This is a genomic window from Prosthecobacter sp. (assembly GCF_044226605.1).
Taxonomy (GTDB): Bacteria; Verrucomicrobiota; Verrucomicrobiia; order Verrucomicrobiales; family Verrucomicrobiaceae; genus Prosthecobacter.
Genome location: NZ_JBGAGS010000007.1, coordinates 324724 through 350979, shown reverse-complemented (window position 1 = coordinate 350979; position 26256 = coordinate 324724). Strand labels below are relative to the sequence as shown.

The 26256-nt window shown below is 61.0% G+C and carries 16 protein-coding genes; 9 read left to right on the top strand and 7 right to left on the bottom strand.

The features are described from left to right. Positions 1–43 precede the first annotated feature (43 nt). Positions 44–1495: a DUF1501 domain-containing protein gene (locus ACILSO_RS11880; protein ID WP_395737623.1), complete on the bottom strand. Its 1452-nt coding sequence runs from the start codon at positions 1493–1495 to the stop codon at positions 44–46. Further along, on the bottom strand, positions 1495–4107 hold the full coding sequence (locus ACILSO_RS11875) for a PSD1 and planctomycete cytochrome C domain-containing protein (protein ID WP_395737622.1): 2613 nt from the start codon (positions 4105–4107) through the stop codon (positions 1495–1497). The genes ACILSO_RS11880 and ACILSO_RS11875 overlap by 1 nt, the downstream gene beginning before the upstream one ends. 87 nt (positions 4108–4194) lie before the next feature. Between ACILSO_RS11875 and ACILSO_RS11870 the strand changes: the two genes are divergently transcribed. Both ACILSO_RS11870 and ACILSO_RS11865 read left to right on the top strand, forming a co-directional pair. Further along, positions 4195–6435: a DUF1592 domain-containing protein gene (locus tag ACILSO_RS11870; protein WP_395737621.1), complete on the top strand. Its 2241-nt coding sequence runs from the start codon at positions 4195–4197 to the stop codon at positions 6433–6435. A gap of 6 nt (positions 6436–6441) precedes the next feature. Beyond that, complete coding sequence (locus ACILSO_RS11865; protein ID WP_395737620.1) at positions 6442–7710, top strand: DUF1501 domain-containing protein; 1269 nt, start codon at positions 6442–6444, stop codon at positions 7708–7710. A gap of 143 nt (positions 7711–7853) precedes the next feature. On the opposite strand, the gene ACILSO_RS11860 is transcribed toward ACILSO_RS11865, so the two are convergent. Beyond that, positions 7854–8312, bottom strand: coding sequence for a YhcH/YjgK/YiaL family protein (locus ACILSO_RS11860; RefSeq protein WP_395737619.1), 459 nt, complete (start codon positions 8310–8312; stop codon positions 7854–7856). 268 nt (positions 8313–8580) lie between these two features. On the opposite strand from ACILSO_RS11860, the gene ACILSO_RS11855 reads away from it, so the two are divergent. Next, the gene (locus ACILSO_RS11855) at positions 8581–10014 is read left to right on the top strand and encodes a hypothetical protein (RefSeq protein ID WP_395737618.1); all 1434 of its coding nucleotides are present in this window, start codon (positions 8581–8583) and stop codon (positions 10012–10014) included. 48 nt (positions 10015–10062) lie between these two features. Further along, positions 10063–10977 carry an alpha/beta hydrolase fold domain-containing protein gene (locus ACILSO_RS11850; RefSeq protein WP_395737617.1) on the top strand — a complete coding sequence of 305 codons (915 nt, stop codon included), beginning with the start codon at positions 10063–10065 and terminating at the stop codon, positions 10975–10977. 6 nt (positions 10978–10983) lie between these two features. Here the strand turns inward: ACILSO_RS11850 and ACILSO_RS11845 are convergent, their stop codons facing one another. The 3 genes from ACILSO_RS11845 to ACILSO_RS11835 are packed head-to-tail and all read right to left on the bottom strand — an operon-like array spanning position 10984 to position 13609. Next, entirely contained in the window at positions 10984–12327 is a 1344-nt protein-coding gene (locus ACILSO_RS11845; protein ID WP_395737616.1) for a hypothetical protein, read from the bottom strand. A 32-nt stretch (positions 12328–12359) separates the two neighbouring features. Beyond that, a complete protein-coding gene (locus ACILSO_RS11840; protein WP_395737615.1) occupies positions 12360–13325 on the bottom strand; it encodes a polysaccharide deacetylase family protein in 966 nt (321 codons plus the stop codon). A gap of 35 nt (positions 13326–13360) precedes the next feature. Then, positions 13361–13609 (bottom strand): ferredoxin, encoded by a 249-nt coding sequence (locus tag ACILSO_RS11835; RefSeq protein ID WP_395737614.1) that lies wholly within the window; start codon positions 13607–13609, stop codon positions 13361–13363. Positions 13610–13701: 92 nt separating this feature from the next. On the opposite strand from ACILSO_RS11835, the gene ACILSO_RS11830 reads away from it, so the two are divergent. After that, a complete protein-coding gene (locus ACILSO_RS11830; RefSeq protein WP_395737613.1) occupies positions 13702–14613 on the top strand; it encodes a LysR family transcriptional regulator in 912 nt (303 codons plus the stop codon). A gap of 64 nt (positions 14614–14677) precedes the next feature. Next, positions 14678–15655: a hypothetical protein gene (locus tag ACILSO_RS11825; RefSeq protein ID WP_395737612.1), complete on the top strand. Its 978-nt coding sequence runs from the start codon at positions 14678–14680 to the stop codon at positions 15653–15655. A 67-nt stretch (positions 15656–15722) separates the two neighbouring features. Here the strand turns inward: ACILSO_RS11825 and ACILSO_RS11820 are convergent, their stop codons facing one another. Continuing rightward, positions 15723–17156: a DUF1501 domain-containing protein gene (locus ACILSO_RS11820; protein WP_395737611.1), complete on the bottom strand. Its 1434-nt coding sequence runs from the start codon at positions 17154–17156 to the stop codon at positions 15723–15725. A 123-nt stretch (positions 17157–17279) separates the two neighbouring features. Between ACILSO_RS11820 and ACILSO_RS11815 the strand changes: the two genes are divergently transcribed. The 3 genes from ACILSO_RS11815 to ACILSO_RS11805 all read left to right on the top strand — a co-directional run bounded on the left by ACILSO_RS11815 (position 17280) and on the right by ACILSO_RS11805 (position 26250). Next, positions 17280–18869 carry an MFS transporter gene (locus ACILSO_RS11815; protein ID WP_395737610.1) on the top strand — a complete coding sequence of 530 codons (1590 nt, stop codon included), beginning with the start codon at positions 17280–17282 and terminating at the stop codon, positions 18867–18869. Positions 18870–19019: 150 nt separating this feature from the next. After that, complete coding sequence (locus ACILSO_RS11810) at positions 19020–24476, top strand: YHYH protein (RefSeq protein WP_395737609.1); 5457 nt, start codon at positions 19020–19022, stop codon at positions 24474–24476. A gap of 46 nt (positions 24477–24522) precedes the next feature. After that, the gene (locus ACILSO_RS11805; RefSeq protein WP_395737608.1) at positions 24523–26250 is read left to right on the top strand and encodes an MbnP family protein; all 1728 of its coding nucleotides are present in this window, start codon (positions 24523–24525) and stop codon (positions 26248–26250) included. Positions 26251–26256 lie beyond the last annotated feature (6 nt).

Below are 26256 nucleotides of genomic sequence, written 5' to 3'. Positions count from 1 at the left end.
CCGCAATCAAAATCAGAGGGTGCCGCCTGAAGGGCGTGATCCATCACGCAAGCAGCTGATCCACCACCTTCGCACCCTGGTTGTCTGTGAGCGAAGCGGCGAGGCCGTTGCGCTTGTAGGTGAGCCTGGTGTGGTCGAGGCCGAAGGTCTTCAACAGCGTGGCGTGGTAGTCGAAGTGCTTCACTTCGTCGATGACGGCCTTGTGGCCGAACTCGTCGGTCTCGCCATGGACGTAGCCTTTTTTGAAGCCACCCCCTGCGAGCCACATGCTGAAGCCGTAGGTGTTGTGGTCGCGGCCCCACTTCTCGCGGCCGGCGTCGTTTTGCAAAACGGGGAGGCGGCCCATTTCGCCGCCCCAGTGCACAACGGTGGAGTCGAGCAGACCGCGCTGCTTGAGATCGATGAGGAGCGCGGCGCTGGGCTGGTCGGTGGCCTGGCAGTTTTTTGGCAGGGCGGTGATGAGAGAGCCGTGCTGGTCCCACGACTGGCCGGCATTAAGCACCTGCACGTAGCGGACGCCGCGCTCGACGAGACGGCGCGCGATGATGCAGCGAGTGGCGTAATCCTTGGTGATGGGATTGTCCACGCCGTAGAGTTTCTTGACGTACTCAGGCTCCTTGGAAATGTCGAGCGCCTCCTTGGCGGCAGTCTGCATCTTGGCGGCGAGTTCGTAGCTGGAGATGCGGGCCTGGAGATCAAGCTCGCCAGGATGGAGGGCGAGGTGGTCTTCGTTGAAGGCTTTGAGGAGATCGAGCTGGCGCTGCTGCGGCACGCCGGAGAGCGAGGGCGGCGGATCGAGATTGAGGATGCGCGGCTCCGTGGCGCGAACGAGCGTGCCCTGGAAGAGCGCAGGCAGCCAGCCATTGGTGTAATGCTCGCCGCTGAAGGTGGGAAGACCGCCGGGGTGGGAGAGCACCATGTAGGCGGGGAGTTCATCGGTCTCGCTGCCGAGACCGTAGGTGAGCCAGGAGCCGAGGGCGGGACGGCCTGCGGTGATGCGGCCTCCATTCATCGCATACAGACCCTGCGCGTGATTGCTCACGCCGGAGGTCATGGAGCGGATGAGGGTGATTTCATCGGCCACCTGGCCGAGATTTGGCAGCAGCTCGCTGAGCTCCATGCCGCACTGGCCGCGCTTTTCAAACTTCCAGGGGGAGCCGAAGCATTTGGAGGAGGCCTGCGCGAGGTTGTCGTATTTGATCTCTCCAGGGAACTTCTGCCCGTGGTACTTCGTGAGCATGGGCTTGGGATCGAAAAGATCCATCTGCGAGGGACCGCCCATCATGAAGAGGGAGATCATGGCCTTCGCGCGCGGTTCGAAGTGGGGCTTCTTCGGCTGAAGGTCGTAGCGCATTTCACCGGTAATGCTCTCCGGCTTCACCGGAGCGGCCAGGAGTCCGTCCTTCTCAAGCAGCGAAGCGAGCGCCAGCGTGCCGAGGCCGTAGCCATTGGCATGCAGGAAGTGACGGCGGGAGCAAAGCTTGGAGGGATTCATTATTCGACGTAGAGGAAGCGGTTGGAGCTGCAGAGGATCTGGCAGAGGCTGGCCATGGCCTCCTGCGGCGGATTTGGCACCACGCCTTTCGGGTGCTGAATGTCGTGGTGGTACTGGGTGAGGGCCTTGGTCTGCTCGTCCAGGTAGGCGATGCCGCGGGCGACATCTGGCTGGGTGGCGGGCTTGCCAAAGAGCAGCTCCCAGGCGCGCTTGATCTGCTCCACGCGGTTTTTCGGCGCGGCGGATTCCAGGAGATCGGCAAGACGGCGGGAGCTTTCCAGCACGAAGGTGTCGTTCATGAGCAGGAGGGACTGTGGGGCGACGGTGGTCTGGGCGCGCTGCTCGCAGTTTGGCGTCATGACGGGAGCGTCGAAAGTATCGAGCACGGTGACGGGCTTGCTCCGGCGCACCTGCACGTAGATGGAGCGGCGGAAGTCATCGGCACCGCCGGGATCGACCTTGTTGAGAGTGATAGTGCCTTTGTCGATGCCGGTGACAACACGGCCCTGGGGATCGCGGCCGATGCCGCTCGGCGGGCCGTAGCTGGCCTGCACCAGAGTGCCGGTGGTGGCGAGGAGGGAGTCGCGCAGAGTTTCGGCATCGATGCGCCGGAGCTTGAAGCGGGCGTAGAAGCGGTTTTCTGGATCGGCCTGCATGGAGGCGGCATTGACGGAGGACTGGCGGTAGGCGTTGCTGAGAAGGATGAGGCGATGCAGGGACTTCAGCTTCCAACCGCTTTTCACAAACTCATCGGCGAGGTAGTCGAGCAGCTCGGGATGGGTGGGCAGCTCCCCCTGATGGCCGAAATCGCCGGGGGTGTTTACGATGCCGCGGCCCATGTGGTTGAGCCAGAAGCGGTTCACCAATACGCGCGCGGTGAGAGGGTGCTTGCCGCTGGTAAGCCACTGTGCGTAAGCGAGGCGGCGACCGCTGGAGCCGCTGCTCACGGGCACGGGCTTGAAGGGCTCGATCTGCGGACCAGCGAGGATGCTGAGCTCACCGGGAGTCACCGCCTGCTTCGGCTGATCATGATCGCCGCGATTGAAAAGTTTTGTGGCCGGCACCTGGCCTTTCACCTCAGTCAGGGCCATGACGAAGCCTTCCGCGGGCTTGGTCTCACGCAGCTTCTTGGCCTCCGCCATCTTGGCGTCCACGATGTCCTGTTTCTTTTTGTCGTAGAGATCGAGCGAGTAGGTGGCGAGAGCTGAAGGGTATTTTTTGATGAGCGCCTTCTGCTCCGGAGTTTGTTTTGCCACGGGCGTGTCTCGAGCCACACGGAAGGCGGCCTGCTCGGCTTCGGGGACCTTCTTGATCTCGACCTCGAAGATTTCATCGAGGAACTTTTTGCTCATGGCGCGAGCTTCGACTTCGATCTCCTTGGCCTTGACCTCAATCTCAGCCGCCCTGGCGCGCTCCTCGGGAGAGTAGAGAGAATACAGGCGCTGCGCCGGCGAGCGCCAGGCCTCCCAGTTGTAGGCGGGATCAAACACCGCGCGGAGGCGGTAGTAGTCGGCCTGGGTGATGGGATCGTAGCGGTGGTCGTGGCACTGAGCGCAGGCGACGGTGAGGCCAAGCAGCGAAGAAGTCGTGACCTTCATCTGTTCGGCGATAACCTGGTTTTTGGCGAGCTTGGCGTCATCGGGCGCGTCCCCGGTGCCATCGGGTGCCATGCGGAGAAAGGCGGTGGCGATGAGCTGGTCCGTGCGGTGGGGATCGAGCACGGCCTGCTGGAAGTCGGCGTGGGTGGCGCCGGCGAGTTCATCTCCGGCGAGCTGCTCCTGGATGAATTCATTCCAAGGCTTGTCCGCATTCATGGAACGAATGACGTAGTCGCGATAGCGCCAGGCCTGAGGGCGGACAGAGTCGGCTTCGGAGTAGCCATTGGAGTCCGCGTAGCCAACAACGTCCAGCCAGTGGCGGGCCCAGCGCTCGCCGTAGTTTTTGGAGGCCAGCAGGCGCTCCACAAGCTGCTCGTAGGCCAGCGGGGATTTGTCATTCACGAAGGCGTCCACTTCCTCCGGCGCAGGCAGTAAACCGGAGAGATCCAGCGTGACGCGGCGGATGAGCGTGCGGCGGTCGGCCTCGGGCGCGAAGGCGAGCTTTTTGTCTGCCATCGATTTGAGCAGAAAGGCATCGACCGGGGTGCGCACACTTTTCGCGTCCACATCCTTCGGCACCGCGGGGCGGGTCGCGGGCTGGAAGGCCCAGTATTCGCGGTCGTCATCTGAAATGATGGGGCCGGGAGCCAGGGTGAGAGGCTCGGGTTTGGAGGTCTTTGCGCCTTGGGTGATCCATTGCTCAATGGTGGCGACTTCGGCCTCGGAGAGCTGCTTGCCCTTCTTGGGCATCTCGCCGTTTTTGATGAGGCGGAGAAGCTCGCTCTGCTCGGGATGCCCGGCCACGATGACGTGGCTGCCGCCGTCCAGCTTCTGGTCCATGAAACGGCGGAGGCGCAGGTCCACGCCGCCCTCGGGCTTTTCCTCCTCGCCATGGCAGTGGGTGCAATGCGCCTTGACGATGGGGCGCACGTCTTTTTCAAACGTGAGCAGGCGCTCCGCGCCACGGGCGGTGGCGGCGAGGGAGCAGAGGAGGACGGCAGACGGCAGCTTCATTGAGGGGGGTATAAACCTACGCTGCGGAAACGGGATGTATTGCCGGGGAAAGTACCCCGCTTCCCCGTGCGTTTGAGACCTGCCGCGATGAATCCTACCACCAGCCGAGCTCCCGTGCTGGGCCTGCTGACCCTGGCCCTGATTTCTTCAGCGCAGGCGGACACGTATTTTTCCGAGGAAGTCTGGCCCAAAGTGGGTGCGCAGTCGTGCCTGAAATGCCACAAGGCCGGAGGTGACGCCGAGGAGAGCCGCTTTGTGCTGCAAGATCCGGCGCGCGATGCAACGCCCGGGCGCCATGCCTCGCTGATGCACAACCAGGCCGCGTTTACCCGCATGGCGAAGTCGGCGAAGGACGGGGAGTCGCGCCTGCTGCTGAAGGCCACGGGAAAACTGGAGCATGAGGGCGAGGAGGTGCTGAAGCCGGGCTCCACCGGCTACCGGATTCTGGAGACCTTCGTGAAAAAGGCGGACCAGCCGCAGCCCGACACGCTGCCGAAAAATGCGCCGCCGTTTTTCGCGGGTGTCTCGATGTTGGATGATGCACGCCTGCTGCGGCGGGTGACCTTGTCGCTGGCGGGAAGGCTGCCTGAGGCCGGGGAACTGAAACGGCTCGGTCAGCCAGGCGGAATGTCCCAGGTGCTGAATGCGGTGATGCAGGAGGACGCTTTTTACGACCGGCTGCGGGAGAGCTTCAACGACATCTTCCTCACGCTGGGCGCGGACGGCGGAGACAGCAACATTCTGTCCTACGACCACTTCAGCAAGACGCGGAACTGGTTTCAAACTTACGACCTGAGCCACATTCAGGATGAAAAGGAGCGGCGGCAGGCGGGCTACAAACTCGCGCGGCAGTATCGTGAAGCGCTGCTGGGCGAGCCAATGAAGCTGATCGAACACATCGTGCGCCATGACCGGCCGTTCACGGAGATCGTCACCGCCGACTACATCATGGTCACGCCCTACACGGCTCGCGGCTACGGCAACTTTGAGGAAATCAAATCCCAGTTCAAAAACCCCGACGACCCCTTTGAGTACATTCCGGTGAAACTGAAGGCGCTGATCGGGCGCAACAAGGCGGACAACCAGGACAGCGCGACGGGATTTTATCCGCATGCGGGCCTGCTGAGCACCTTTCAGTACCTGCGCCGTTACCCCACCACCGAGACAAACCGCAACCGGCTGCGCGCACGCATGTATTTCCAGCACTTTCTGGGAGTGGATGTGCTGGAGCTGGCGGCCCGTGTGTCTGACGCCGCAGCCACAACCGCCAAATACAAGGTGCCAACGATGGAGGCCGCCGAGTGCGTGGTGTGCCACAAGACGCTCGACCCCATCGCGGGGCTGTTTCAGGACTACTGGCGGTTTGAAGGCGTTTACGGCAAGCGCAAGGAGGGATGGTTCACGGATATGTTTGGCGCGGGCTGCGAGGGTGTGGACCTGCCGGGGGACGAGCGCTGGCGTGCCCTGCAGTGGCTGGGCGAACACACGGCAAAGGACCCGCGCTTTGCCGTCGCGATGGTCGAGCATGTCTATTACATCCTCACGGGTCGCAGAGCTCTGCTGCCGCCCAAGGATCTGGATGATCCGGGCTTTGCCGCGAAGTATCGCGCGCAGCAGGAGCAGCGGGCGGTGATTGAGTCCATCGCCGCACGGTTTGCTAAAAACGGCTTCAACCTGAAACAGGTGTTCAAGGACTGGGTGGCCACAGATTTTTACCGCGCAGACGGCCTGACCACCGTGGCTCTCAATCCCGAACGGCAGGCCGAGCTGGATGATGTGGGCATCGTGCGCATGCTCGCGCCGGAGCAGGTGGAGCGGAAAATCGCCGCCGTGTTTGGCCGCCCGTGGGGCAGGCTGAACGACCAGCTCGCGATGCTGTATGGCGGCATTGATTCAAAGGAGGTGACCGAACGTGCCACGGACCCCAGCGGTGCAATGGGATCGCTGCAGCGCATCCTGGCCAACGATGTGGCCTGCAAGGAAACCGCGCTGGATTTCAGCCGGCCTGCGGCGAAACGGCTCCTCTTTCCGGAGATCGAGCCCGATGTCGTGCCAGGCACTTCGGACCATGATGCCCGAATCCGACGCACCATCACACACCTGCATGAGCGCCTGCTGGGCCGGGCGGATGAGAAGGAGGTGGAGCGCACGTTTCAACTCTTTGCCGGGATCGTGAAGGATGCGGCGGACCAGCGCCATGCCGCCGAGGAAAACTATTTTTGCAGGCAGGGTCTTGAGCAACCCGTGCCCGACCCGCACTACACCGTGCGCGCCTGGCGTGCCGTGGTGACCTACCTGCTGCGCCAGTACGACTTCCTGTACGAATAGCCCATCATGAGACGCGATTTTATCAAATGCTGCACGCTGGCCGGACTGGGCCTGGCATGCCCCGGCGCACGCGCTGCCGCGAAAGACGGCGAAGCGTATGAGGGGCCGTATTATGTGGTCTTCAATGCCTCCGGCGGCTGGGACACCACCTACCTGATGGACCCGAAGAGCATCCATGAAATCAACCGCCTCTATCAGGAGGGTGACATCCTCACACACGGGGCGCACAAGTTTGCGCCGAATGCGAAGCACATCGCCGGAGGGATGAGCAACGAGGATTTTTACAAGGAGTTTGGCAGCGAGCTGCTGACGCTGAACGGCCTGGACTACTCCGTGAACAATCATGCGCCCGGCGCTAGATACATGGCCACGGGCAAGCTCGACAGCCTGGCCTATCCCACCTTTGCCGCGCTGGTGGCCGCGTGCAAAGGCCCGGCCTGCCCGATCTCCTACCTGACGTTCGGCAACTACTCGAACACGGGCAACGTTGTGGCCATGTCCCGCGTTCCGTATCCGCAGTCGCTGCAGCGGATTGCCAACGCAGACTTTGTGGAGGGCAATGCGCGCTCTCCGTACCACGAAGATTTTGTGCTGGAGCGCATCAACCAGGCGCTGGATGAACAGCAGGCTGGCCGCTCCTCCCAGCCTCGCCTCCCGCGGGTGGAGCGTGCGCAGAGCATGCTGTACTCCGCGCAGATCAACTCGAAGGCGCTGCAACGGGTGACGCCGCACATTCCGAAGGAGATTCCCAAAGAGCGGCTGTCACAGCAGGCGGAGATCACGCTGGCCTCCTTCAAGGCGGGTGTGTGCGTCTCGGCGAATCTGAGCATCGGCCAGTTCGACAGCCACGCAAACAACGACAAGGACCAGATGAAGCTCATCCCGGAGTTTCTCGCCGGCATCGCCTATCTGCTGCGGCGGGCCGAGGAGCTCAAGATCCGCGACAAGCTGGTGGTGATCATTCAAAGCGAAATGGGCCGCACACCCACTTACAACAAAGGCAACGGCAAGGACCACTGGTCTGTTGGCTCCATCATGTTCCTCGGCGCCGGCATCCGGGGGAATCGCGTGCTCGGCGCCACGGACGAAGGCCAGCTTCATGTGCCGCTCAATGCTCAATCACTCGCCATCGACAAGGACCACGGCGTCCGCGTGCGGCCGGAGCACATCCACCACGCGCTGCGGCAGTTTGCGGGGATCGAAGATCACGCATTCAGCAAAAAATTTCCGCTCGGCGTCAAAAAAGAAGAAGTGCTGCAGGGCCTGTGGGGCTGATGCTTCAGGGCATGGCGACACGATGCCTGAAGAAACGCCGGGTGGCGATGTTGTCACGCACGATTCTTTTCATGGGCAATTCCGAGAAGGCCATGCTTCCGCGCGGCTGTCACGCCTGCTCTTCCACCCGCTGGCCGGCTGCCTTATTCCACGGCCACTTTAATGACCACCTTGAAGACCTGCTCCGGTTTGTCCCACTCAACGCAGGGCGCATGGGCATCCTGAGGGTAGAGAATGGCAAAGTGCCCGCCGCTCATGTGCAGCGGCGTCACATCAGGAATGAGCTTCCAGAGGGCCGCTTCTTTCTCCTCGTTGTAGGCCATGGTCTCCTCCTGCATGGCGGCGAGCGGTGCCCAGAGGATGGTCTCGCGGCCGCTGTGGATGAACTGGATGTCGATGTATTTGCGGTGCGCTTCGAACTTCGCCTTGTCCAGGGTCTTCGTTTCGTAGGTCTGCACGAGCGCAAAGCAGTGGTCGCCATCGATGTCAAAACGGCCCAGCGGCTGCGTGCCGTCCACCGTGCGGAGGTAGGCGAAAGCTTTGGCAAAGCGCGAGTTCAGAGACTCATAGCGGGCGGAATTTTCGAGAGTGTCGAGGATCATGGCGTCATGCTGTATCGGAACATCCATGTTGAATCAACTTTCAATCGCGAAGGAGATGCGTGTCCCGAATGGCACCGCATAAGGCGTAAGAAGAGTTTGAATTGACTGTGGTGACAGGACTGGTCATGCTCAGTTCATGAGGGCGGCGATCACTCTTTCCACTTTTCTAGTACTGACAACCACAGCGCTCACAGGAGCGGCCCATGGAGAGGATTCACTGCCGTTGAGACGTGCGGCCCGTCGCGCGATCGCTGACAACAATACCGCCTTGTATGCAGCCCTTTTGCAGTCGGGATTGAGCATTGATCAAAGCCTCGCGGATGTAGAAGAAAATGCCCAGGATCCAGACCTGTCCGCTCTGATGTTTGCAGTCGCCTGGGGAAAGAGCGAGATGGTCGGCTGGCTGAGGGACCAGGGTGCTTTCCCGGCCTCAGCGTCGCAGGAAAATGTCCGCCCCATTGACCTCGCGCTGGCCCTGAAGCGGGATGATCTGGCCACGCTGCTGCAGATACCCACCGACCGGCCTGAAGAAAGTGAGCAAATGCCCCGGGCTGCCATTGATCTCCTGGGTGGCTTGTTCAACATCCCTGAGCCGCTGCAGGTTTTCGTGTCGCTCAATGGTGCGGAGCCGCCGGATGAATTTACCAGGGAGATCGCCAGACGACGCGATCAGACGTTTCCGATTTCCATGACCAAGCCGGATCCGACGCGGATCATGACTCACGGCGACACCCGCGTGTGGTTTACCCACCGGATCTCCGGAGAAGCGGGCGTTCACCTTGCGGTGACTCTGAAACCGCTCGCCGACAAACTGGGGTGGGAAGTGGCATGCCTGCTCGAAGGACGTCCGGTGAAGAGTGGTACAGCGGCTGACTCCATCTCCATGCCTGTTGAAAAAGTCACGGGCAGGATGGTTCAACGCCATGGCTGGTGGGTGCTCGAAGACCGGACGCCAGCCCTGCACAACCCGGTGCCCGACCAACCCAAGCCGGAACTGCGCCGTGCGGATCTGACACCGCTGGCTGAAGAGACATGTTGGAAGGGCAGCATCACGCTGATGACCGCATTGATCGATGCAGGAGTCGATCTGGCGGCCGCCATCAATCCAGAGGATGAGTATTCCGGCACTCTGCTGGAACGTGCGGCGTGGTCGAAAAATCCACGGTTCATGGCAGCGCTGCTCAAACAGAAACCCGCCTTGCTGAACAACCGTGCCCTCCTGCACAAGGCCGCGCAGCGTGCTTTCGATGATGGCAATGAAGCAGCCCTTGCCGCACTGGAAAGACCCGTGTCCGGCGTCAAAGCCGGCGACTACCCGGTGGAAATGATCGATGATCTCCTGCGCGATGACTTCCAGGACTTCAAAGAGCCGCTTTTTTTCGAACTCAACGATGCCGATCCCGGCAAGGAGCTGATGGCGCAGATCCAGAAACGCGCGCCCACCGCGGTGCCCTTTTCCGATGCGGTGAGCGGTCCTTTCAAAGAGGAAAAAGGCGAGGTATTCGGAAGCAGCTATCAGCTGAAATCCACCGGGAAGAACGGGACAAAAATCGAAATCAAGATCAGCACGGAAAGTGACGGCACCTGGAGCTACTCAGTGCGCCATACCCGGGGATTCCTGGCCGGTGGCGGTACGAAAGGCCGCCTGGTGTCCAGTCATGGTTACTGGTTCATTCAAAACACCCAGTCATGGGATGAATGAAAATCGAATCCAAAGTAGGCCCCGGGTGTTGATGAACCGATGAACTTGATGGGTGTCCCTCTCTGCCTTCTTCTCGGCGCTTTTCACTTCGCGGCGCAGGTTGCGGCCCAGCCAGGGGCGCAGACCGATGTGCGCTACGGAAAGCATGACAATGACGTGCTGGATTTTCACCCGGCGCAGACGAAGGGCCCTGCACCCGTGCTGATCAACTACCACGGCGGAGGCTGGACGGGCGGTGACAAGAAAAGCTTCAACCCGGCACCTCTGCTGCGCGTGGGAATTTCCGTGGTGTCTGCCAATTACCGCTTCACCACCGGCACCAAGGATTCCGCCCCCTACCCTGCCCCGATGCTGGATGCGGCGCGGGTGGTGCAGTTTGTGCGCAGCAAGGCGGCAGAGTGGCACATCGATCCGCAGCGCATCGCCCTCACAGGGGATTCGGCGGGAGCGGTGAATGCAATGTGGATTGCTTATCGTGAAGACATGGCGAAGGCGGATGCCAGCGATCCGGTGGAACGATTCTCCACGCGTGTGACGTGTGTGGTGCCGGTGATCGGGCCGACGACGCTGGACCCAAAAGTTATCCTCGCGCGTGTGGGCGGCTCGCCCACGATTCATCCGGCAATGCCGATGTTCTTTGGCGTGAAGAGCCTGGATGAACTGAACACCCCGGAGATGCAAAAGGTGATTGATGACGCCAGCCCCCTGACACACGTGACGAAGGATGATCCGCCGACTTTCATGCGCTACGCGAGCCCCCTCGGTGGGACGCCTTTTCCAGCGGCGACGTCGCCCAATATCACGATCCACCATCCGGAGTTTGGCGCGATGCTGAAGGAGAAACTGGATGCGCTGGGCATCGAGAACGTGCTGCAAACCAAGGATGATGGTTCCGATCCGCAGGCGATGTGGATTTTCCTGTTCAAGCATCTGAAACCGGAGCGCGCACCGCCTGCGAAATAGCCGCGCTCACTTTCTGCGCAGCAGCGCGGCAATCGTCTCGCGCATGATCTTTTCGGACTCGGGTGCGGCAAACGCCTGCGTGGGCTCGTAGCCGCCTTCGGCAAAGGATTTTTCGAGAGGGATGTAGCCAGGGCCCCCGTCACCATAGCTGGCCGTGGCAACGAAACCGCCGGGGCGCTGCTGCTGCGCAAAGAGCTGATACTCGATGAAGGTCTCACCGGGCAGATGCAGGAGGCAGACTTCATCACCAAGATGCAGACTGGTGAACTGGATGGGCACGCTGGCGGCGCTCTGACGTGTGAAGCCCACGCGAAAGGCGGCGCTGATGCGGGCTGAGGGTGCGGTGGCGGCGTTTTCACATACCTTCAGCATGCGCTCTTCGGGAAATTCGGGGTTCGCTTTCAAAACGACCGGGATGGCGCGCCATTCGATCCGGGTCAGTGGCACGCGCTTCATCTCTTTCTCGGAGGCGACCATGGCGGCGTGAATGTTTTCACCGAGGCGCACACGGGCCTCTTTGCTGGCGTCATTGTATTTGCCCGCCGCTATGTTGCCGCCACAGCCGGTGAAGTAAAGGTGCGGCACGCCATCCGCCTGGGTGCGGCGCTCGCGCGCGGTCCCGACGAAGTCATAGGTGACCATGCCATCGCCATAGTAGCTCATGGGGTGGGTGGCATAGTAGTGCAGCACGGCGAGTTTCTTTTCACCATTCCAGAAACTGAGTGTCTTGAGCATGGGATCGACGAGGCCCTCAGGCAGATCGCGCAGCGCTGCATCCTTGGTGGCACTCAGGCGCATCTTGGCGATCTTTCCGTCTTCCCCCAAGATGCGGCGGTTGGAGGCCACCTTTTCCACCGCCGCCTCGCCACGCTCGAGATGGGTCAAAGGGGATGCATTGCGCAGTGCGTCCTTGACGCTTGCAGCCACGCCCTGGAGCGCGCGTTCGGCCCAGTCGAGATCAAGCACGGCCGGAGGGGAGGCACATGCTGCCAGCAGCCGGTGCGCAGCTCCATCTCCAATGGGTGCATTGTGCTGGTGCAGGCTGTGCACCGCCACGCGTTCCGGCGTGGTACCGGCCGCCTGCGCCAGCACTTCGCGCCAGTGCACATGATCCCCGGCACGGATCTCACACCAGTCCACGGCACAAAGCACCACAGGTTTGTCATCACTCCACACCACCACGCCCAGAGCCAGCAGGGGCTCGCTCACTCCTGCCACCGGCTTGACCAGTCCTCCGCACAAAGGTGCCCCGACGGGCGGTGTGACATCGGCACGAAACGTGGCGAGACGCAGCGTTTCGCCGAACGCTGGAAGTGCGAGCACCGAAAGGAGAAGCATGATTTTGCGCATGCTCTCACTACGAACCTGCAGAGGCAGGTCCATCACTCCGCTTTTTTGAGCATGATTTCTCCGCCGCCGGGAAGAGCATCGTATTGCGCAGCGCCATCGCGCACAGCCACCGTGGCGGAGTTCGGGCCTTGCGTTACAACGCTCTTCTTCCAATCGGCAGGCACTTTCGTCGAAAGCGTGAGCGGCAGGTCGTAGAGCGCGGGATCGGCTTTGCACGAAAGCTCCAGGCTGATGGCGTCTTTGCCAGACTTCAAGTTCTTGACCTCGGCACTGCTGCGCTCGCAGACATACTGATGCCACGACACCACATCAGTGATCCAGACCTGATCACGAACGGATTCCAGCTTGTCGAGCAGCGCGTTGAACCACTCCACCGGAGTGACGAGCCAGTCTTCACCGACGCCGTGAAAATCCAGGTGCCCCATTTCACCTTTGGCGATGGCGTCATCCACGGCTGCGACCGTGGCCTCGGCAGATTTGTAGTTGATCGGTGGCCCTGCGAATGGTGGTCTGTCGCAGAGCTGATGCTTGGCCAAAGCAGCGGCCTGTTCCTCCGGCGTGACCTTCCACGGCACCCCACCCGGCCTGCCAAAACCGAAGAGCCTCGGCTGTTTGCCTTCGGGCTTCAGCTTGTAGAGCACCTCGTTGCACTTCGCCAGCTCAGGCTCCAGTTCCGCCGCGTTGTTCACGCCTTTGTGGGTGAAGGTATGGTTGGCGATCGCGACGTAGGGACTGCGTGCGGCAACCTCCCAGCGCAGCCGCAACGCGGAATACAAACCGTTGCCGGTGACGAGATAAAAATTCCCCACGATCTTCCGCTTCTCCAGCTCCGGCACCACATTCTTGAGCTGGCTCGGCGCACTGTCGTCGAAGGCGAGCATGAAGGCGGCTTTTTTGCCATCCTTCCATTTGAGCACCTGGGTGTCGCCGTCAGCGGCGTGGGAGCTCGATGCGAAAATCAGGGTGACCAGGCAAAGAAGGCGAAAGGTGGGCTGCATGGTGCAGGACTATGCAGCCCGGAGGAGAAGGCAAGTCAGTGGCTACGCGCAAGCTCCTCCATTTGTCCGATCGACTCTGAGGGACAGCTGCCGAGGGCCTCCATGCAGAGCTGGATGTCTGCATCGGTCACGGGCTGACGGACGACAATGGTCTGGCCGATGTCGTCATCACGTCGGAAAAAGTCCGGAGCGATGCCACGGCACATGTCGCAGTCGATGCAGGTGTTGTCGACGTAGAAACGGCCGGAGGCGTTTTGAGGAAGGCGATCTTCGATGTTGGGCATGATGAATGCGGGGTTGTTCGTATCCGCGCCCATGTCTTCGCATCTCAAGGTATTTGCGTGAAATGCATAAAAACGTGGCATTATTGCAACGGATGCAAGAATACCTCGCCTCAAAACCTTTCGATCTCTACGCACTGCACCTGTTTCATCTTGTGGTGAAGCATCGGAGCTTTACGAGGGCTGCGCGTGAAGCAGGCCTCTCCCAAAGCGCACTCACACGGCAGATGCAGGCACTGGAGGAGCGGCTGGGGATGGCCCTTCTCAACCGCACCACGCGGTCGGTGGAGATTACAGAGGCCGGGAAGTTTCTGGCAGTGGAGGCCACGCGTCTCATCGGCGGAGTGGCCTCTGCCTTGGACGGGCTGCAGGCAGAGTTCGGCTCGGTGCGGCCAGAGGTGCGAGTCAGCGTCTCCCGCACTCTCGCGATGGCGCACATGCCGGGGCTGTTTCACGCGAATCATCAGCGGCATCCCGAAGTGGTGTGCCGGGTGAGCTACAATGCCAGCAATGCCATTCTCACCGCTCTGGAAGCGGGTGAGATCGACGTGGGCGTGCTGTGTCCGCCGACGCCCCTGCCGGACTCGATCAGGGTCACGCATCGCTTCAAGGATGCTTTTGAGCTGATCGTGCCTGCGAGCATGGCGGCCAAAGCACCCATGAAACGAGCCGCGCACTTCCGGCATTGGATGGCGCAGCAGCCCTGGCTGCACATCGCGGCTGAGACGAACACGGGGAAGAATCTCCGCCGATGGCTGAAACGTCAGGGACTCGATCTCACGGTCGCGATGGAGCTGGACAGCTTTGACCTTATCATCAATCTCGTGGCATCGGGATTCGGCCTCGCGTTTGTGCCACGCAGGGCGCTGGCTCTTTATCGGAGGAAAGAGTCGATTGTGACTCTCCCTTACAGCGAGCGTTTTGAGCGTGAGGTGGTGGCGGTGACGAGGAGGCATCGCAAGCTGCCGCGGCATGTGGAGGGGTTTGTGGGGAATATTTTGTTCTAGCCCCCCTCTGGAAGATCTTTAACAAGACTGGACATCGTCACGCTGTTCAGATTTACTTCATGACATGAAGAGCGTTTTGTTCATTGCCATGATGTGGGGAATGAGCGGCATCGTCCTAGCATCAACTCCGCTAGAACTCTCGATCACAAAGCTGTCGCCACCCAAACTTACCGTGGCGGTGAAAAACACTTCCGCGAGTCGCAACACCGGAATGTGGACCGGTGGATCATGGAGCGAGCAAATTTTTCATTTTGAGGTTTATGACAAAACGGGAAAAGCCATTGCCAACTACCGGCACCAGTTTTGGTCATACACCGGCAATGTCCCAATCGCCTATGAACTCAAACCGGGTGAAACACGTGCGGTGGAGTTTGATCTCAGTGACAAGGAAGCCTGGATTCAGCCGGAGAAGGTTGACCTGAAAAATGATGAAGGCCTGAGCTTCTGCGCAGTGCTGAACCAGCCTCTCGAGGTTGAAGCGCATCGCAGGAATGTTTTTACCGGGGAAGTCAAATCACCACGAACCAGCACGGCTCAGGTCCATGGAACAGGCTCCTGTGTGGAATGGAATGCCCTGCCGAAGCACGGCGGTGGCCCACGCTTTAATCCCGCCTCGTTTCTTGAGAGTCTTGGCAAGTTGCATATTCGTCAGGACCATGCAGAGGCTAATCTGCTGGAATGTTTGGATCCAAATCTGCCATGGAATCAAGCGGCCCTCATCTGCCGCTATCAAGACAGTGCCAGCCTTCTGCTTCCAGGCGCCTACGTCGTGACTCTTGATTGGGACACGCAGGAGTCTCTCAGCAATGCGGAAAAACTCCGCCTGTCCAGAAGCCTGAAGCTTCCCGAATTTGGAGATGGCGGCAGAGGGCAGCCCGGCTGGGCAGTGGCCTCGGAGGTGCTGCCCAGGCTGCCTGCGCGTGGATTGACACGAATCGTTGTTCATGGCCCTGGAACTGCGGTTAATCGCGCTTTCGATTCTTCTCTATTCCTTGAGCAGACATGGCATTTGCAGCGCAATGGAAGCTTTAGAAGAGAGTAGCCATGGCCATTGGCTCGTCTCGGCAACGCAGCCCGATCCCACGAGCTGAAGCTCCGGACTACTTTGTTCACCCCACCAGCCCTCGAATCACCTGCCCATGCACATCCGTCAGCCGCCGATCAATGCCATTGTGCCGCACCGTAAGCTGCGTGTGATCAATCCCCAGCAGGTGCATCATCGTTGCGTGGATGTCGTAGCAGGTGGTGGGGTTCGCACGGTCGAGGGGCTTGTAGCCCCACTGGTCGCTCTCGCCAACGGTCACCCCGCCCTGGATGCCGCCGCCGCAGAGCCAGTTGGTGAAGACGTAGGGATTGTGGTCACGGCCTTTGCCGCCCTGCGTGCTGGGCATGCGGCCAAACTCGGTGGTCCAGAGGATGAGGGTGTCGTCGAGCAGGCCGCGTTGTTTGAGATCGAGGATGAGGGCGGAAACGGCCTTGGCCATGCCCCAGGCGAGGGGGCCGTGGTCGCGCTCGACGTCTTCGTGGCTGTCCCAGTTGCGGCGCGGAAAGCCGTTGTCGTTGCCACTCCAGATCTGCACAAAGCGCACGCCACGCTCCAGCAGGCGCCGTGCGGCAAGGCACTTGCGTCCCATGCAGTCGGCCTCTTCCTCAGGATTGATCTCCGTGGGCCAGACTTTGCGGTGCTCCTGAATGCCATACAGGGTTTTCATGGCGGCGGATTCTTTGGAAATATCGAGCGCCTCCGGGGCGGCGAGCTGCATCTTGGCGGCGAGTTCGTAACTCTGAATGCGGCTCTCGAGGCGTGAGTCCTCCGGATGAGCGGCCATGTGTTTACGATTGAGCTGCTCCAGCAGCGCAAAGCCTTCGCGATCTGATTTCGCGCTGATGTAGCGTCCGGCTTTGTGCGGGAAAAGATCCGCGATGGGAGTTTCGGCACCAGGGTAAATAATGGTGCCCGCATGCTGCGAAGGCAGAAAGGCGCTGTCCCAGTTCTTCGGCCCGTTTGAAGCAAAGCCGCGATGATCCGGCAGCACGACGAAGGTGGGAAGATTATCGCTCAGAGAACCGAGGGCATAGCTGACCCAGCAGCCGACACCGGGGAAGCCGGGAAGATTGAATCCGGTGGCCTGCAGCAGCGTGCCCTGGGAGTGCACACCCGTCTTGCCCACCATGTTGTGCACAAAGGCCATTTCATCCGCACAGGCGCCGAGGGGGGCGACGGCATCGCTGAGCATCTTACCGCTCTTGCCGTAGTGCTTAAAATCCCACACCGGTTTTTTCCACGGGCCAAGTCCGTTTTGAAAAGCCTCCACCTTTTCGCCAAAATCCGCGTCTTCGCCGTGGTGCTTGATCAGCGCGGGCTTGTAATCAAAAAGGTCCACATGGCTGGCCGCACCTGCCATGAAGAGCTGCACCACGCGTTTAGCTTTGGGCGCCACGACCTGCGAACGGTGCGCGGTCTCGGCCCCGGCCAGAGAATGAAGCGCGAGCGCGCCGAAGCCTTGTCCGGCGGTGTGCAAAAACTGGCGGCGGGTGAACATGGCAAAAGAAGTAGTGATTCATACGCCGCTGGCGAGCGCGGCCTTGTCACGCAATCGCGCGAGGTTTGCCGGCAAGGAAATTGCACGCTCGCAGCGGCGGGGAAAAGCGTTATGTAGATACCCATGTCAGCCTGGTCTCCGCTTCGAAACTCTGTCTATCGCGCCATGTGGCTGGGAAGCGTGGGGTCAAACATCGGCACCACGATGAACGACACCGCTGCCGTGTGGACGATGACCACGATGACGAGCTCGCCCTACCTCGTTTCTTTGATGCAGACGATGTCCAGCCTGCCGCTCTTCCTGCTCGCGCTGCCCGCGGGGGCCCTGGCGGATCTGGTGGACCGGAGGCGGCTGATTCTCGTCGCGCAGACCGGAGCCTTGCTCACCGCCGCCGGCATGGCATTGCTGGCCTGGTATGGTGCGCTGACACAGACGCTGCTGCTGCTGGCCACCTTTCAGCTCGGGGTGGCCTCGGCTTTCACCATGCCCGCTTGGCAGGCCCTGATACCAGAAGTCGTGGGGCGTGAGCAGCTGCATTCTGCGATCGCGCTCAATGGCGTGGGCTATAACATCGCGCGCTCCCTCGGCCCCATCTTCGGCGGCATGCTGCTCGCAGCTCTGGGCGGCCCTGCGCCGGTGTTTGCGCTGAATGCGCTGTCCTTCATGGCGGTGATCGTCGTCATGTGCACCGGCAGCTACATCGCCACTCCGCGCAGTGCGCAGCAGGAGCAGATGCTCGGAGCCATGGCCGCCGCCATCCGCTATGCACGGCATGCCCGCGCCATGCAGGCGGTGCTGTGTCGCGGCGGCATCCACATGTTTGCGGCGGTGGCTCCCGTGGTGCTCCTGCCTGTCATCGTTCATTCACGGCAGTGGACGGCCTCAGACTTCGGCATTCTCATGGGCTGCTACGGCGGCGGAGCCATTCTCATGGCCCTGCTATGGCTGCCAAAGCTGCGCCAAAAACTTTCTTTCGATCATGTTCTCTTTGGCGCAAGCGTGGTGTCTGCGGCCATGACAGGCATCCTGGCTCTGGTGCCCGGCAAGATCGCCATGGGCCTTGTGCTCATGGTCGCAGGTGCGGCATGGATCAGCGGCATGAACACCTTCAGCGTGGCCTCTCAAAGCGTGTTTCCAAACTGGGTACGCGCGCGCAGCTCGGCGATTTATCTGGTGGTCATGCAGGGGGCCTTCGCCATCGGTGCGCTCACCTGGGGGCAGCTGGCCAGCCAACTGCAAGCGCCGGTGGCGCTTGGCATCGCTGCCGGGTGCCTGCTCGTCAGTGCCGTACTCGCCCGGCTGCTCCCCATCAGCCATGTGGAAAAGCTGGACCTCAGCCCCTCCGGCCACATGCTGCCTCACAGCGCCATCATGAACGAGCCTGCGCCCAGCGACGGCCCGGTGCTGATCACCATTGAATATCACATCGATCCCAAGGACGCGCCCGCATTCCGCGCCGCCATGCTGCATCTGCGCGAGGTCCGCCTGCGCGATGGCGCATTCCGCTGCTCGCTCTTTGCGGACCTGGAAGATCCCACCCACTACCGCGAGACTTTTCTCGTCGGCTCCTGGGCCGAGCACCTGCGGCAGCACGAGCGTGCGACAATGGAGGACCAGCGCATCGAACAGGCAGTGATAAATTTTCACCGCAGTACCGAGCCGCCCCGTGTGAAGCACCTGCTCATGGTCAATCTGCGGGACTTGAAGCCTTGACGATTCCGTTGGGGGATGGCAGGCATGCGGCCCGCCATCCCGGCCCGCTCCTCCAGGCCCGGCTTGGAATAAGATAAATGCGAATTTATCCCTGTTCGCAGTCTTCGTTCATCTGGCAGCCTCTAAATCTGGAGCAACGACCACCCAGCCATGAAAACGCGCCTTTTCCTGCTCCTCCTGATTTCTGCAGCCCCGCTGCATGCCGATCCGCAGCTCACTTCGTGGTTTACCGCCAACTCTGGCAAATACGCCCGGATCTACCAAAGCACCGCGGATGAAACCGCAGGCACAAAATCCACCACCTGGACCCGCGGCTCCGGCACCCAGTCCAGCCCGGCCTACGCCGATGTAAACGAGGTCAATTATTCGGCCAACTGGGTGTACATCCGCACGACAGGCCTGGCCTCCCACATCATGGGACCGTGGTACATTGATGCGGCAAAAACCACGAACTTTCCCAATTTTCCCTCCAATACCGCAACGGTGTACCGCATTCCGCGTGTGCCGGTGATCCCCGCCACAAAGACGCTGACGGGCCTGGGTGCCACCGGACGCATGGTCAATGGCGTCTCGATGTTTGATTCGCGCGATGCCTTTTCCTATGTGAATGCGAGCGCCACAGACGCCACCCCGGTCAATGGCCTCACCGGAGACGGCATCTGGAACCGCGACGGCTGGTTCAATGAAGGCGTCACGTTTGATCCGGCGCTCGCACATCAGGCCGGCAACAACTACCACTACCACGCCCACCCGATCGCGCTGCGCTATCAGCTCGGTGATCATGTGGATTACAATGCCACAACGAACCGCTACACCGAGTCTGCGGCTGCACCTTCCAAGCACTCCCCGATTCTCGCCTGGGCGGCGGACGGGCTGCCCGTATACGGACCGTATGGTTACTCGGACCCCACGAATGCCTCCAGCGGCATCCGGCGCATGATTTCCAGCTTCACCCTGCGGGATGGCACCAATGGCACCACGGCCATCACCGTCCGCCAGGTGCTGCCGCTCTGGGCACAGCGCATTCAGGGCAAGACCACCCTCACGAGCGGACAATACGGCCCTGCTGTGAACACGACCTACGCCCTGGGCCATTACATTGAAGATTTCGACAATCGTGCCGACCTGGGCCAGACGCAGACCACCGGTGCCACCATTCGCGACTACGATCTCAATGAGCAGAATGTGCGCTTCTGCGTGACGCCTGAATATCCTTCCGGCACGTGGGCGTACTTCACCACCATCAACGCTGACGGCACGCCGCAGTATCCTTACACGACCGGCCGCCAGTATTACGGCAGCCCCACCGGCGGTGGCACCACAGCAGCCGTGATGACGGCGGACACGCCGCTGACACAGCAGTTCATCGGCGGAGCCAATGCAGCCCTCACCATCAACACCCCGTCCGTATCCGGCACAGCGGTGACGCTGGTGTGGAATGCGACCGAAGGCGGCACCTACACCGTGGAGGCTTCAACCAACCAGTCTTCCTGGACCACGAAGACCACAGGACTCGTCGCCTCCACCAATTCCGCGACCACGAATTACACGGCGCTCAACTCCACCGGCACTGAATACGGGCGCGTCAGCCGCACTGCTCTGGCCGCCTACGACTCCAATGGCCAGACCGCAGCAACGGTATCGCAGAGCACAGTGGCCAGCTACTCGCTCACGCCCAATACGGCACCGACGATTACCGGCATCTCCGCGCAATCCACGGCCATAAACACCGCCACGAGCGCCATCGGCTTCACCATCGGCGATGCCGAAACCGCCGCAACCAGCCTCATTGTGAGCGGCACTTCATCCAACACCACCCTGGTGCCGAACGCCAGCATCGCCTTCGCCGGTAGTGGCACCAGCCGTACGGTGACCGTGACCCCAGCGCAAAGCCAGACGGGATCATCCACCATCACGGTGACCGTGGATGATGGCACCACCACCACCAGCACGGCTTTCACACTCACCGTCACCGGCACCAATACTGCGCCGACGATCAGTGCCATTTCCAATCAATCGACCTCTCAAAACACCGCCACGAGTGCCATCGCCTTTACGGTGGGCGATGCAGACACAGGGCCGGCGAGTCTGACCGTCAGCAGCAGTTCATCAAACACAACACTCGTACCCAATGCGAACATTGCCTTTGGAGGCAGTGGTGCGAGCCGGACGGTGACGATCACACCCGCGTCAAACCAAACAGGCACGGCTACGATCACCGTGACGGTCAATGATGGTGCTGCGACCGCCACCTCCAGCTTCACACTCACCGTCACCGCCAGCACGCCGACGATTGCCTCGATCACCACAACTCCTGCTGCTCCGACGAGCACGGACACCGTCTCCGTCAGCGCCAGCATCACTCCCCCCTCCGGTCGCACCATCTCGACCGCACAGCTCACCTACAACACGGGATCGACTGCGACGACGGTCTTTAATGAAACGATGGCCACCACAGCGGTGACAAACTGGGCCGGCACCAGCACCGTTTATCCCTGGACCATCACCTTCAATGGCCCACAGCAATCGCCCTTCGCTCAGAATGCCACCGCCAACCACACGCCTGTGGGACAAGGAAACCAGAATGGCATGGACATCACGAACAATCCCCCAAACATCACGGCGGCGACGATGACGACGACCAATGCCATCAACGCCACAGGAACCTCCGCCACTGTCACGTTTTGGATCGGCACCACTGGATTGTCCGGCGTGCAAGGCTGGGATTTCCAAACCAGCACGGATGGCACCACCTACACCACCCGCGCCAGCGAACTCACCGGCAGCAACCATGCCTTCCAGCAGATCAGCTACACGCTGAGCGCCGCCGAACGCGTGAGCACGCTGAAGCTTCGCTTCCGCTTCGTCGGCGGCGGCGCCAGCACCGTGCCCCATGTTTATCTTGATGACATCGTCGTCACCGTTGGTGGCACGAGCAATCCAGTCACCGTCGGCATGACGAACACCAGCGGCAGCACCTACAGCGCGAGCATTCCGGCGCAGGCCACAGGAACCACGGTGAGCTACACCATCACCGCTACGGACAGCGCAACCGCTTCCACCACCAGTTCGAGCAATTCGTACACCGTGGTCGCAGGCGCACCTGTGATGAGCGTCACCCCCTCGACCAGCCTCACCGCCATCGGCAATGCAGGCGGCGCGTTCACGCCTTCTAGCGCGACTTACACGATCACCAACACCGGCAACGCCTCCATGAACTGGACCGCTGGAAAGACCGCGACATGGCTTTCGCTCGACACCACCAGCGGCACGCTCGCCGCAGGAGCAAACGCCACGGTAACGGCGAATTTTAACGCCAATGCGAACAGCCTTGCCGCGGGGGCTTACAGCGACACGATCACCTTCACCAACAGCACGAACGGAACGGGCAGCACGACACGCGGCGTGAGCCTCACGATCAATGCAACCACCGCGCCCTCTGCTCCCGTCATCGCAGCGCTGCCCTCTTACAGCCAGGGAAGTGTGAAGACACTCACCTGGCCCTCCGTCGCAACCGCGACGAGCTACACCGTGCAAATCGCGGCGACACCTGATTTTAGCACCGTGCTCTCGACTCAGACGGTCAGCAGCGCCACCGCGTCGTTCAGCAATCTCACCAGCGGAGTGACTTATTATTATCGTGTCCTGGCCACGAATAACATCGGCTCGTCGAGTTACAGCAGCGTTGTTTCCTCTCTGCAGGACAGTGTTGGTCCGACGGTTGCGATCACCTCGCCATCTTCCGCTACCTCCACCGCCACGGCCAGCATCACTGTCACCGGCACCAGTTCGGATTCTCTATCTGGCATCAGCAGCGTGACCGTGAACGGCGTCACTGCCACGACCTCCAACAACTTCGCCACCTGGAGCATCACCGTGCCGCTGGGCTACGGAACAAATGGCATCACTGCCGTGGCCACCGATGGCGCTGGAAACACCACCACGACCGCGCCGGTGAACGTGACGCTGACCACCACCCAGACTTACAATCCCCTCATCATTCCCGAAGTGATGACAGGCACCACCTTCAATCTGAACCTGCACCAGACCACGAAGCGCTTTGGCAACGCCACCTTCCAAAACACCGCGGACACCACCACCTACGCCTACAACAACATGCTGTTTTGGGGTCCCACACTCATCATGAACAAAGGCGACTGGGTGCAGATGAACGTGACGAACAACCTCACGGACACCACCACCACACACTGGCACGGCTTCCACATCCCGGCCATCATGGATGGGGGTCCGCATCAAACCATCCCCGCAGGCACCACCTGGAAGCCGAGCTTCAAGGTGGACAACAACGCCGGCACCTACTGGTACCACCCGCACCTGCACGAGTTCACCCAGCAGCAGCTCACGCGCGGCGGCGGCGGCATGATCATCATTCGCGATCCCGTCGAGTCCGCGCTGAACCTGCCACGCACCTATGGTGTGGATGACATCCCACTCGCACTGAGCAGCCGTCGCTGGGCCTCGAACCAGTTTGTGACCACGAACATCGCCTACGGTGACTATGCGATGGTCAACGGCACCCTCAGCCCACAGGTCACGCTCCCAAAGCAGTATGTACGCCTGCGCATCCTCAATGCGGAGATCGAACGCAGCTACAACCTTGGCTTCAGCGACGGCCGGACATTTTACCAAATCGCCACGGATGGCGGGCTGGTGAACGCACCCGTCGCTTTGACACGCATTGTACTCGCCGTAGGCGAGCGAGCTGAAATTCTGGTCGATCTCAGCGGCGACACGTTAGGATCGAGCGTCGACCTGCAGGCTTTCAATTCCGGCCAGGCCAACGACTTCCCCGGTGGTGAACCCAGTTCGACCGGACCGGTCGGCAGCCTGCTGAACAACACGACCTTCAACGTCCTGCATATCAACATCGGTGCCACCACCGCCAATCCCGTCACAACCCGTCCTTCGACCCTCACCACCAACACCTTCTGGACCACCAACGATGTGACCAACAGCCGCACCGTGACCATCACCGGCGGCACGGGAGGCACGGCCTTCACCTTCGACAATCTGGCCTACAGCCCCTCGGTTTATAATCAGACCTTGAATCTGAATGCCGTTGAAAAATGGACGGTCACCAATACCTCCGGCTTCAGCCATTCGTTCCACATTCACGACATCGAGTTCACTCTCATCTCGCGAACTGGCGGCAACAATGCCGGCATCAAATCCTATGAGCAGGGCTGGAAGGACGTGTTTTTCATCGCGCAAAATCAGACCGTGACCTTCATTGCCAAGTATGACGGGTTCGCCAGCAACACGAATCCCTTCATGTACCACTGCCACTTCTCGAACCACGAGGACGAAGGCCTGATGGGACAGTTCCTCGTGGTGAACAACGCGGTGGAGTCCCTCGCCGTCGCCAGCTTCACCCGGTACGGCAACAACAGCCTCATTCAGCTCGACTTCAAGGCCACGCCCGGCACCACCTACACGCTGCAATGGTCGCCCGATTCCAGCACCTGGACCGATATCGGCTCCGTGACCAGCAACGGCACCAGCGCCACTTTCACGGAGACAGACTCCACCCGTCTGAGCGGTGCACGTGGCTTCTATCGTGTGGCCATTCCGACAATCTCGCAGTAAAAGTCGGTCCGTGCGCGGTCTGATTTCCTCATTACACTGTCCGGCCATGCACCTCAGCCGTCTGCTTGCGGTGGCGCTGCTATGCGCCACCACCGCCTTCTCCTCCACGCTCCATCTGGCAGTGAACCTGACAGCCGGAGGCGAAACGCTTCTGCTCGATTCCCTGCGCTATTCCAATGCAGCCGGTGAGACCTGGTCGATCACCCGCTGCAGCTTTCTGCTCAGCGGCTTCGCTTTGCAAAAGATGGATGGCAACTGGATGGAAATGCCGGACCAAATCGCCTGGCTGGATGCCGAGCGCCGGCGTCTCGACACCGCGCTGACAAAGATTCCCGCAGGCAAATATCAGGCCCTGCGCTTTCACCTGGGACTCGATCCCGCGGCCAACGCAGCCCCGACCGCACAATACGCACCCGACCATCCTCTCAATCCGAACTTGAACGGCCTGCACTGGAGCTGGCAGGGAGGGTACATCTTCCTCGCACTGGAAGGAAGCTACCGCGCCGCGGGCCAGCCCCCGGGCGGATTCTCCTACCACCTCGCTCGCGATCCGAACCGCACCGCGCTCACATACACTGGGGATTTCGACCTCACCGCCGATGCGGCAGCCGCCTTCACCTTTGACATTCATGCCCTGCTCAGTGGTGCACGCCCGCTCTCCTTTGCCGGGGACGGACTCTCCACCCACTCGCACGAGGGCGATCCCGTGGTGGCGGCCCTCAAGATCAATCTGCCTGCGGCGTTTACGCTGCAGCAGATTTCCAGCAGCATTCCCACCATCGCGCGGCCTTCGCCGGTCAAGCCACTCTACCTGCCCGCCAAACACACGGCTTATCGCTTCACCATGAGCAGCTATTTCCCCATTCCGCCGCTGCCACGGGACAATCCGCTGCTGGAGGAACGCGTAGCCCTGGGCAGGCGCCTGTTCAATGACACCGCTTTCTCGCGCGATGGCACGCTCTCCTGCGCGAGCTGCCACACCGAGGCCAATGCCTTTACCGATGCGCGCCGCTTCAGCATCGGCGTCGAGGATCGCGTGGGCACGCGCAACGGCATGCCCCTCTTCAATCTCGCCTGGAAAACCAGCTTTTTCTGGGATGGCCGCGCCCCCTCTCTGCGCGCTCAGGCACTCATGCCCGTGCAGGACCATCTGGAAATGGATGAGAAGCTGGAAAACGTGGTCGCCAAGCTTGAAAAGACTTCCAAAGCAGAATTCGCCCGCGCTTTCGACAGCGATGCGATCACGCCTGAACGCATCGGCCTCGCCCTTGAAAACTATCTGCTCACGCTGACGTCCTACGACTCAAAGTTCGACCGCGCCATGCAGGGCAAAGACAAATTCACTCCCGCGGAGCAGCGCGGCTTTGAGCTTTTCATGACGGAATACGAGCCGCGCATGGGCCAGCGCGGTGCTGATTGCTTTCACTGCCACGGCGGCCCGCTTTTCACCGACCACCAGTTTCACAACAACGGCCTCAGCCCCGTGGAGTCAGACACCGGCCGCCATCGTGTCACCCAGAATGACCGGGATCTCTACAAGTTCTCCACGCCAAGCCTTCGCAACATCGCCCTCACCGCTCCCTACATGCACGACGGCCGCTTTCAGACGCTGGAGGAAGTCATCGCCCACTACGACCACAATCTGCGCCGCAGCGATACGCTCGATCCCAACCTGGCCAAACACCCGGCCACTGGCATTCGCCTCAGCGCAGATGACAAAGCCGCTCTGGTGGCCTTCTTGAAAACGCTCACTGACGAGAAATACACGAAATGATCTCGG